At 42.8% G+C, this 8402-nt stretch carries 10 protein-coding genes; 2 read left to right on the top strand and 8 right to left on the bottom strand.

Annotated features, from left to right (window positions below; all coding sequences use genetic code 11):
- Window positions 1–234: 234 nt before the first annotated feature.
- The 5 genes from IM450_RS14540 to IM450_RS14520 all read right to left on the bottom strand — a co-directional run bounded on the left by IM450_RS14540 (window position 235) and on the right by IM450_RS14520 (window position 3537).
- Window positions 235–459: a type II toxin-antitoxin system HicA family toxin gene (locus IM450_RS14540; RefSeq protein WP_002739026.1), complete on the bottom strand. Its 225-nt coding sequence runs from the start codon at window positions 457–459 to the stop codon at window positions 235–237.
- Window positions 459–671 (bottom strand): type II toxin-antitoxin system HicB family antitoxin, encoded by a 213-nt coding sequence (locus tag IM450_RS14535; protein WP_016516940.1) that lies wholly within the window; start codon window positions 669–671, stop codon window positions 459–461. Before IM450_RS14535 ends, IM450_RS14540 begins: the two co-directional genes overlap by 1 nt.
- A gap of 202 nt (window positions 672–873) precedes the next feature.
- Window positions 874–1122 (bottom strand): hypothetical protein, encoded by a 249-nt coding sequence (locus IM450_RS14530; protein WP_287669258.1) that lies wholly within the window; start codon window positions 1120–1122, stop codon window positions 874–876.
- 188 nt (window positions 1123–1310) lie between these two features.
- A complete protein-coding gene (locus tag IM450_RS14525) occupies window positions 1311–2504 on the bottom strand; it encodes a Coenzyme F420 hydrogenase/dehydrogenase, beta subunit C-terminal domain (RefSeq protein ID WP_287669256.1) in 1194 nt (397 codons plus the stop codon).
- Between the two features lie 115 nt (window positions 2505–2619).
- Window positions 2620–3537, bottom strand: a complete 918-nt coding sequence (locus IM450_RS14520) for a histone deacetylase family protein (protein ID WP_002800114.1) — start codon at window positions 3535–3537, stop codon at window positions 2620–2622.
- A 278-nt stretch (window positions 3538–3815) separates the two neighbouring features.
- Between IM450_RS14520 and IM450_RS14515 the strand changes: the two genes are divergently transcribed.
- The gene (locus IM450_RS14515) at window positions 3816–4685 is read left to right on the top strand and encodes an alpha/beta fold hydrolase (protein WP_287669251.1); all 870 of its coding nucleotides are present in this window, start codon (window positions 3816–3818) and stop codon (window positions 4683–4685) included.
- Between the two features lie 171 nt (window positions 4686–4856).
- Here IM450_RS14515 and IM450_RS14510 read toward each other — a convergent pair whose 3' ends face one another.
- The 3 genes from IM450_RS14510 to ndhC are packed head-to-tail and all read right to left on the bottom strand — an operon-like array spanning window position 4857 to window position 6514.
- A complete protein-coding gene (locus IM450_RS14510) occupies window positions 4857–5360 on the bottom strand; it encodes an NAD(P)H-quinone oxidoreductase subunit J (protein WP_002738424.1) in 504 nt (167 codons plus the stop codon).
- Window positions 5361–6104, bottom strand: coding sequence for a photosynthetic/respiratory NAD(P)H-quinone oxidoreductase subunit K (ndhK, locus tag IM450_RS14505; protein WP_002800109.1), 744 nt, complete (start codon window positions 6102–6104; stop codon window positions 5361–5363).
- A 47-nt stretch (window positions 6105–6151) separates the two neighbouring features.
- Entirely contained in the window at window positions 6152–6514 is a 363-nt protein-coding gene (gene ndhC / locus IM450_RS14500) for a photosynthetic/respiratory NAD(P)H-quinone oxidoreductase subunit C (RefSeq protein WP_002739390.1), read from the bottom strand.
- A gap of 1243 nt (window positions 6515–7757) precedes the next feature.
- Here ndhC and IM450_RS14495 point away from each other — a divergent pair.
- Window positions 7758–8069, top strand: a complete 312-nt coding sequence (locus tag IM450_RS14495; RefSeq protein WP_287669249.1) for a ferredoxin — start codon at window positions 7758–7760, stop codon at window positions 8067–8069.
- The last annotated feature ends 333 nt before the right edge of the window (window positions 8070–8402 follow it).

The following is an 8402-nucleotide window of genomic DNA, read 5'->3' as shown; positions in this document are numbered from 1 at the left end:
TTGTGGTTCCTTCCATTCCCTCGCCAGCAGGACTGTATCTTAGAATACATTTTACCCACCAAATCCAAGAGAGCCTTGAATGAACCAATCATAGTTAAGAGCGTTGGAAAATAGGGTCTGTAGGCGCACGGATTTTCCATTGTGAATATAGTATCATGTCAAGTCGCCTTTGTCAAGAGAAAATTTAACAACATCCAGACAAACGGGGACATGAAGCTTAAATCAAGATGGGAATTACAGCAGACGAATAAATTCTTCTTGTGTCAGTTCAGCATCGCGTAAAATTTTTAGGAGTAATCCTTTCCCGACAGTTTTCCCCCGATGAACCGGTACGGTGACAACTCTTCCATCTTCATGTTTTAAGCGCAGATGACTTCCTTTTTGTCGGATAGATTGAAACCCTATTCTCGTTAAAGCTTTGATAACTTCATCACCGGTTAATATCGGTAATTTTGGCATCAGATAGACACCTTTTCAATTCCAACAAACTCCGACACATCTTCAGGATTGCCATCTTCCAAGCAAAGTTCAATCACTTCCCTGATATTCTTCATCAATTCATCAATCGTTTCCCCTTGACTGTAACAACCCCGAAGTTGAGGAACTTCCCCAACATAATATCCATCCTCATCCCGTTCAATGACAACATAAAACTCTCTTTGATGGTTCATGGTTCTCAATCCTTAAAAAAATTATCGCTATCTAAGCTTTTATTGGCGATTATTGAGACTTGAAAATAGGGTCTGTAGGCGCAAGGATTTTCCATTATGAATATAGTATCATGTCAAGTCGCCTTTGTCAAGAGAAAATTTGACAACATCCAGACAAACGTTATTGTAGGGGTAATTCATGAATTACCCCTACACCTATTACCTAGTCCAGTAACCCACCACCATCGACAGTGGTTGATGTAATCATCTGATGGACTATGACTAGGGAGCTAGTTAAGAGTAGATTAGAGATGAAGATTGATTGAATGAACCAATCATAGTTAAGACCGTTGGAAAAGAGGGTTCGTAGGCGCACGGATTTTCCATTGTGAATATAGTATCCTGTCAAGTCGCCTTTGTCAAGAGAAAATTTAACAACATCCAGAAAAACGTTATTGTAGGGGTAATTCATGAATTACCCCTACACCTATTACCTAGTGATAAGTAAAACCTAGGGTGCGTTAGTTGTAACCCACCACTTATTATTGACTTGATCGGCGATCACACCCTGTAAGGGTGAACATTCGGGGGATAACCCATCGCTGAAACCGTAGATTTCCTATCCGAATGTTGCGCCCCTACTTTTTCAGCATACCCTAATTAATCGGGCAATTTATACTGTTCCACAATCTTTTTAGCATATTCAGGAACATGAGCCGCTAATTTTTCAGGATAATTACGTTTAACATAAAGGTAATTACGGGTAAAGTGAGAATCGATGGAAAAGCGAGCATATTCTAAACCTTTAGGCCCGATTTTTTCAATTACTACTCCCATCATTTTTGCCGCCCACATCGGCAAGGTTACACCTTTATCATAGGCAGGAATGCTATTTTGTACCGCCTGTTTTCTATCACCACTAGACATAACATCTTGGGTGTCTAATTGATCTTTAACTAACTCTAACATTTCCTTGCCCGTATCATTACGAACCATAATCCATTGCCAGCCAAAAGGTGCGCCCATATAGCCCACAACTAAATCAGCAAGGGAGTTAACATAATCAAAACAAGTCATACAGGAAGGGGCAAAAACATCTTTTAATTTATTAGTTTTTAAGCCAAAAAAGGGAACCATTTCCATCGAGCCGTCTTCGTGTTTAAAGTGTACCCGAAAATCCTGCATAAATTCGTAGTGAACCACAGTTTCTGGGGAACGACTGGTAGTTTCTAGAAACTTTTGCAGTCCTGAGCGGGTGACATTATCGACGCAGGGAGTTCCTAAGACATATAATTTTTCCAAGCCTAATTTTTTTTCTACTGCTCTTAGGGCTTGAATTTGACAACCAACTCCGATAACTAATAACCGTTTCATGCCCGATTTTTCAATTTCTTCTAGGACTGATAAATTGGGAGAAAGAGTCGGTTTATTAACTTTAGCGGCGAGAATTTCTTCCGTGGTACGGGCAAGAATCGGCTGCGGTTGAAAGCGATCCTCGGCGGTATTCTGCACACAAACCACCCCTTCTACTAAACCACGATCGAGCATTTCACAGGCAATTGTGCTGACAATTCCTGTCCATTGCGCCCCAGGGATAGCTTGTTTTTTCTTGGCAGCCATCATCTCTTGATGAACACCAAAATAGAGATCATTTTCCTGATTTAAGTCGCGACTTTTGCCGTGTGATGCTGCTTCTAAATCGGCGATTTGTTGATTGAGAAAAGCACAAGCTTCTTTAACATAGTGAATATAATAAGTGTCACAAAGTCCGCACTCGCTACACAATTCTTTGGCAGGACGACGACTATTAGGCTTGAGGGCTTTGGCTTTTAGGTGTGGTGCAAGGGAGTTCATAATCTTAAAAGGCAACTAGGTCAAGGGTTTTTTTCTATTGATCGTTTACCTTACCGCATTAGATCGCTTTGTTACCAATCTTTTTAAAGAAATGTAACGATTACCCGGAATAGGATCAGAGCAAAGCTTCTAAGGTGGCGACGACGGAAGCCGCTAAAGTTTCTAAATCATAACCACCTTCTAAGCCGAAAAGCAGCGGTTTATTGAGAGTTAAGAGGTATTTGGTTAAAATTCCATAATCCTGTGGGTGTAAACAAATTCCCGCCAGAGGATCCGCTTGATTGGCATCATATCCAGCACTAACAATCACTAAATCCGGTTGAAAATTTTTCAGAAAAGGTATGACTTGCCCCTCAAAATGTTCTTGATAATCTTTAATCGTACTTCCCGCCGATAAGGGAATATTTAAAACATTATTAAACTCCCCTTTTTCTCTCGCTTCTCCCGTGCCGGGATAAAAGGGGAATTGATGAAGGGAACAATAGGCAATCTGGGGATGATTTTCGACTATATCCTGGGTGCCATTGCCGTGATGCACGTCCCAATCGAGAATCGCTACTTTTTGCACTCTTTTGTTTTCCAAAGCATAATAGGCGGCAATAGCAGCATTAGAAAACAGACAGAAACCCATGCCATAATTAGAAGTGGCATGATGTCCGGGTGGACGGGCTAAAATAAAGGCAGGATCGCCAGTAGATAAAACTCGATCTACCCCATCTAACCAGCCACTAACCGCTAGTAACGCCACATCGTAACTACGCGCAGAAACGGGAGTATCGGCATCCAATCTTCCTCCGCCCTGTTGACAAATTCGCCGCAATCTATCAACATAATCTTGATTATGAACTTGTTTAATCAAAGGAATTACTTCGTCACGAATTTCGAGCGGTGTCGGTAAATGCCATGTTAATTTTGACTGCCATTCGGTTTGTTTTAAAGCCTCGACAATTGCCGTTAAACGCGCCGCTTTTTCGGGATGGTAAATACCTGTATCGTGATCGAGAAATTCATCGGAATAGATAATCGATATCATAATCAAATTACTGCTTAAGTAGCTGGTTATAATTAAATTGAAGATAGATTTTAGGTTCGATCCCCCCTGCCCCCCTTATTAAGGGGGGTGCCGATAGGCGGGGGGATCTGACAGTTTTTAACACCTAACTGCTTAACTCGTTGATTTTTGAGCAACCCAATGGTTTTAATCTATCAGAAAAACAGGGGCTTGAGGAGCTATAGTGAAAAAACTTTACCGATCGGGCCACTTTTGCCGGATGATGCAATTATCTCCCCCTAAGGTGACAGGAAGCAAAAATGCTGACAAATTTTCGGAAATTTCAGCTAGAAGTTAATGGCATTACTATCAATGGTGTCAAAGGTGGGCGCGGTTTTCCGCTGCTTTTGCTGCATGGTTATCCCCAAACCCATCAAATGTGGCATAAAATCGCCCCCCGATTAGCGGCTAATTTTACGGTAATCGCCACGGATCTGCGCGGCTACGGGGATAGCGATAAACCCTTACCCCTAGAGGATTCTAGCAATTACTGCAAGCGGGTGATGGCCTTAGATCAGGTGTTGCTGATGGAAAAATTGGGTTATCAGGAGTTTTATCTGATCGGCCACGATCGAGGGGCGCGAGTTTCCCACCGTATCGCCCTTGATTTTCCAGAAAAGGTCAAAAAACTCGTTTTACTCGATATAGCACCGACGCTGGCGATGTACGAGGCGACTGATAAAACTTTTGCCACTGCCTACTATCATTGGTTTTTCTTGATTCAGCCTTCCCCTTTTCCCGAAACCCTGATCGCTGCTAATCCCGATTATTATCTGCACCATTGCTTGCAAAGTTGGGGGCGAGATTTTAGCGCTTTTACAGAGGAAGCTTTGGGGGAATATCGGCGTTGTTTTCGAGATTTAAGGACGATAACCGCCACCTGTGCCGATTATCGGGCCGCCGCTACCATCGATTTAGAGCATGATCGTCAGGATTTAGACCAGAAAATTTCCTCCCCCCTCTTGGTTCTTTGGGGAAAAAAAGGTTTCATCGCACGTCAATACGATGTGATCGCTCTTTGGCAGCAGCGAGCTAATCAAGTGACAGGACAGGCGATCGCCAGTGGTCATTTTTTACCGGAAGAAGCACCGGAAGAGACGGGACAGGCGATCGAGGATTTTCTCGGCTAAGTAATACTAAATCCTGTTATTAAAAACTGATTATTTATTCTCCGTTTTGCATGAGTGCCTCTCCTGATATGTAGCCTATATTCAGCGGATTTAGTATCAAAAAAAAATCGGGCTAGAAATAGCTTCCAACCCCATAGGATCAATAACCTAATTAGTGATTAAATTCTCGACTTAGTAAGCGTCCTGTAGTTCATAGAATTCGGGAGAAACGTAATCTTTGCGTAGGGGCCAACCTACCCAATCTTCTGGCATTAAAATCCGTTTCAGGTGGGGATGTCCTTCATAAATAATGCCGAACATATCATAACTTTCTCGTTCTTGCCAGTCAGCGGCTTTCCAAATCCAGTAAACCGAAGCAACCCTGGGATTATCTCTAGGAAGAAAGACTTTTAAGCGCACTTCCACGGGACTATCGACATTATCGGTTACTTTGACCAGATGATAGAAACTAACTAATTCTTTCCCCGGTCCCAAATCGTAAGCGCCCTGACATTGGAGATAATTAAAGCCATAAGCGAATAAAGCAGTGGCCAGAGGAATTAAAAATTCTGCTTCTACTTTAATCAATTCCACACCACTATGGTCAGCTTCTAAAGCTTGATGATCAAAACCATTTTCGCTTAACCAAATCGAAGTGGGGCCAGCTTGCACAATAGCTGTGGTTTCTTCAGTCATTTAGATTTCTTCCTTTTGTTTCGTGGTCAAAAGAGCGGGAGGAACAGGCATACCAGTGGCTTCTAGTAACTCTTTCGGAGGTGCTTGACGGGTGGCCGATTGCAGATATTTACCCGTAAGAATCGGTTCCGTGGCCTGCATTTTATGGGTGGTGCTGTAATAACGATTGGTTTGTTGGAGGACAGTCCCGCGTTCTTGAATAGATTCGTTAGCGACTTTTTTCCGCAGTTTAATAATTGCATCGATAATCGCTTCCGGACGGGGGGGACAACCGGGTATATAGACATCCACGGGGATAAGTTTATCTACCCCTCTAACTGCGGTGGTGGAGTCACTACTGAACATTCCCCCCGTAATCGTACAGGCACCCATGGCGATAACGTATTTGGGTTCTGGCATTTCTTCGTACAGACGCACCAAAGCGGGGGCCATTTTCATGGTAACTGTACCGGCAGTGATGATTAAATCGGCTTGCCGGGGACTAGAACGGGGAACTAAACCAAAGCGATCGAAATCAAAACGGGAACCAATCAAGGCCGCGAACTCGATAAAACAGCAAGCTGTACCGTATAGCATCGGCCAAAGACTTGACAAACGCGCCCAGTTATATAGGTCATCAACGGTGGTAAGGATGACATTTTCCGATAAATCCTGGGTAACTTTAGTGCGTTCGATGGGATTGAGGATTTTTTCGCTTTGTTGTGCGATAATTTGCTTAAATTCGCTGGTAGGGTTGGGACTCATCGGGTTATCCTCTCATGAAAAGTCAAAAATAAGGAAAATTATGGCCGTTATGACCATTCTAAGGCTCCTTTCCGCCAAGCATAGACGAGAGCAACCACAAGGATAGCAATAAAGATCAGTGCTTCTACAAAAGCTAATAGGCCCAATTGATTGAAAGCTACTGCCCAAGGGTAGAGAAAGACGGTTTCCACGTCAAAAACCACGAAAACGAGGGCAAACATATAATAACGAATGTTAAACTGAATCCAAGCACCGCCGATCGGTTCCATCCCCGATTCATAGGTAGTGCGTCTTTCCGGACCGCCACCACTAGGCCGCAGGACTTTGGAGGCAGTTAGGGATAGGATTGGTACTAAACTGCAAGCGAGCAGAAATCCTAGAAAATACTCGTAACCTTTGAGGACAAACACTGGGTTTTTTTTCTCCTTATTCGCTATCGACAGGGGAAGTTGTCGGCATCTCTATGGCTACTTATTATAGAGGCTTTAGCAACCCCTCTCCTTCTCAAAAGCAGCATTGAAGATGTTTATCGATACCATTAGCTAATCATCGGGTTGAGCTTCGCTTCTGTCTCTGTTTTGCTCTTAACTCTGACGGGGTGACAAGGAAGTCTACAATCCCTATGAGAAGCGAAGTGTAGCCAAATATGGTAAAAAAGAGGTGGCTGGGATCAGCTGTTGACTATCTCAATGAGTGCCGGTGTTGTCAGTCCGAGCATTTGTACTAAAATTTTTCCTAGGCAGTGTAAATTATGAGAAATGCTGTCCAGCGGATTATAGTTTGTTTGTTAATGCACAGCCTCAAAGCAGCGATCGCTTAAGACAATATATCATTATGCAGTTACTAAAACTGACTCGCTAGAATTTTGCTAAATCTCTTAATAGCTTGTTTATGTCTTAAAATAAGACTGATTAGATTATAACGATTACAGTTTAAGTAAGTAGTTATTGCCTCTGATCCCCCCTGCCCCCCTTAATAAGGGGGGTGCCGATAGGCGGGGGGATCCCCCCTGCCCCCCTTAATAAGGGGGGTGCCGATAGGCGGGGGGATCCCCCCTGCCCCCCTTGATAAGGGGGGTGTCTGACAACTTTTAACGCCTACCTACTTAAATAGTGACGAGGACAATTTCCAATCCCCAGCCAGATTAACTTTGTTAGCTATAGCATCCCTAAATGAAATGTGAAAAGGTATCGTATTTTTTAAGTTTAGGAAAATTAAATAATTGAAATTTAGCCAAAAACTCGAACAGTCGTTTAACCACAAGAAAACTTTTCGCCATCCCATAAAATCTGCTCAAAAGAGTTGTTAACTGTAGCCAAATCGTTTCTACTAGATTTTCTTCGGTTTGGTGCGCTCTCAGTTTTCTGCTGACGTTCTTTGCGCTATTTAACCGAATAAACCCTTTTTAAGGCATTAGGGAAGGATAGGCTATGCCGACTTTTATTTTATGAGACTAGGCTATTGTATCAACTTTTAATTAAACAGCTAATCGGCTAAAGTGATAAGTAAATATTATTTTAAGTTTATTTAAGGCTGTCATTACTAATGGTAAGTTGAGCCGGGTGAATTTTCGCGTAGTATCAAAAAGGAAACTCATTCGACCTGTTCAGTGTAAACGGGGAGAGAAGGCATTTTGAGACTGAGGAACAACCTATGGCAAAGAAAATAAAGACAACCACTTATAAAGTCACCCTGAAAACACCCAAGGGCGATTATGAAATTGATGTTCCCGATAATGAATATATTCTCGATATAGCGGAAGAAAAAGGATTAGATTTACCTTCTTCTTGCCGTGCTGGTGCTTGTTCTGCTTGCGCTGGTCAAATCATATCTGGTAGCGTTGATCAATCCGAGCAATCCTTCTTAGATGACGATCAAATTGAAGCGGGTTATGTCCTCACCTGTGTTGCCTATCCTACTTCTGACTGTGTGATCGTCACCCACAAAGAAGAAGATTTGTACTAATTTAACTCAATATTCGGGGGTTAGATACTCCAACAATACAACAATAATAGAGCGGGAACTGCAAGGGCGACAGTTCTCGCTTTATTTGTATTTTTGCCTCTTGACTCGACAATGAGATAAAGCCCAAAAATTAATCCTGCAGCGGCAGGGTGTGGGGTGTAGGGTTAATGGGTGCTGATCACTAATTAGGGTTTGCTGAAAAAGTTTTTCCTAGGGGCAGGGTGTAGGGTGTAGGGTGTGGGGTGTGGGGTTTTACCGATTTTGAGGGGGTCAATTACCTAATTTTCAGGGAAAAAGTAGCTGAATTTCCCCCTGATCACTCCCATATCTGGT

Origin of the sequence: Microcystis sp. M083S1, assembly GCF_020246405.1 — a bacterium.
Lineage (GTDB): Bacteria > Cyanobacteriota > Cyanobacteriia > Cyanobacteriales > Microcystaceae > Microcystis > Microcystis aeruginosa_C.
The sequence above is the reverse complement of the archived record's forward strand: the minus strand, read 5'-3'. Positions and strand labels throughout refer to the sequence as shown.

What these genes read in the sequence shown, in the direction of transcription:
- IM450_RS14540 (WP_002739026.1), bottom strand. Translation starts at nt 459, where the DNA reads ATGCCAAAATTACCGATATTAACCGGTGATGAAGTTATCAAAGCTTTA.
- IM450_RS14535 (WP_016516940.1), bottom strand. Translation starts at nt 671, where the DNA reads ATGAACCATCAAAGAGAGTTTTATGTTGTCATTGAACGGGATGAGGAT.
- IM450_RS14530 (WP_287669258.1), bottom strand. Translation starts at nt 1,122, where the DNA reads ATGAATTACCCCTACAATAACGTTTTTCTGGATGTTGTTAAATTTTCT.
- IM450_RS14525 (WP_287669256.1), bottom strand. Translation starts at nt 2,504, where the DNA reads ATGAACTCCCTTGCACCACACCTAAAAGCCAAAGCCCTCAAGCCTAAT.
- IM450_RS14520 (WP_002800114.1), bottom strand. Translation starts at nt 3,537, where the DNA reads ATGATATCGATTATCTATTCCGATGAATTTCTCGATCACGATACAGGT.
- IM450_RS14515 (WP_287669251.1), top strand. Translation starts at nt 3,816, where the DNA reads ATGCTGACAAATTTTCGGAAATTTCAGCTAGAAGTTAATGGCATTACT.
- IM450_RS14510 (WP_002738424.1), bottom strand. Translation starts at nt 5,360, where the DNA reads ATGACTGAAGAAACCACAGCTATTGTGCAAGCTGGCCCCACTTCGATT.
- ndhK (WP_002800109.1), bottom strand. Translation starts at nt 6,104, where the DNA reads ATGAGTCCCAACCCTACCAGCGAATTTAAGCAAATTATCGCACAACAA.
- IM450_RS14495 (WP_287669249.1), top strand. Translation starts at nt 7,758, where the DNA reads ATGGCAAAGAAAATAAAGACAACCACTTATAAAGTCACCCTGAAAACA.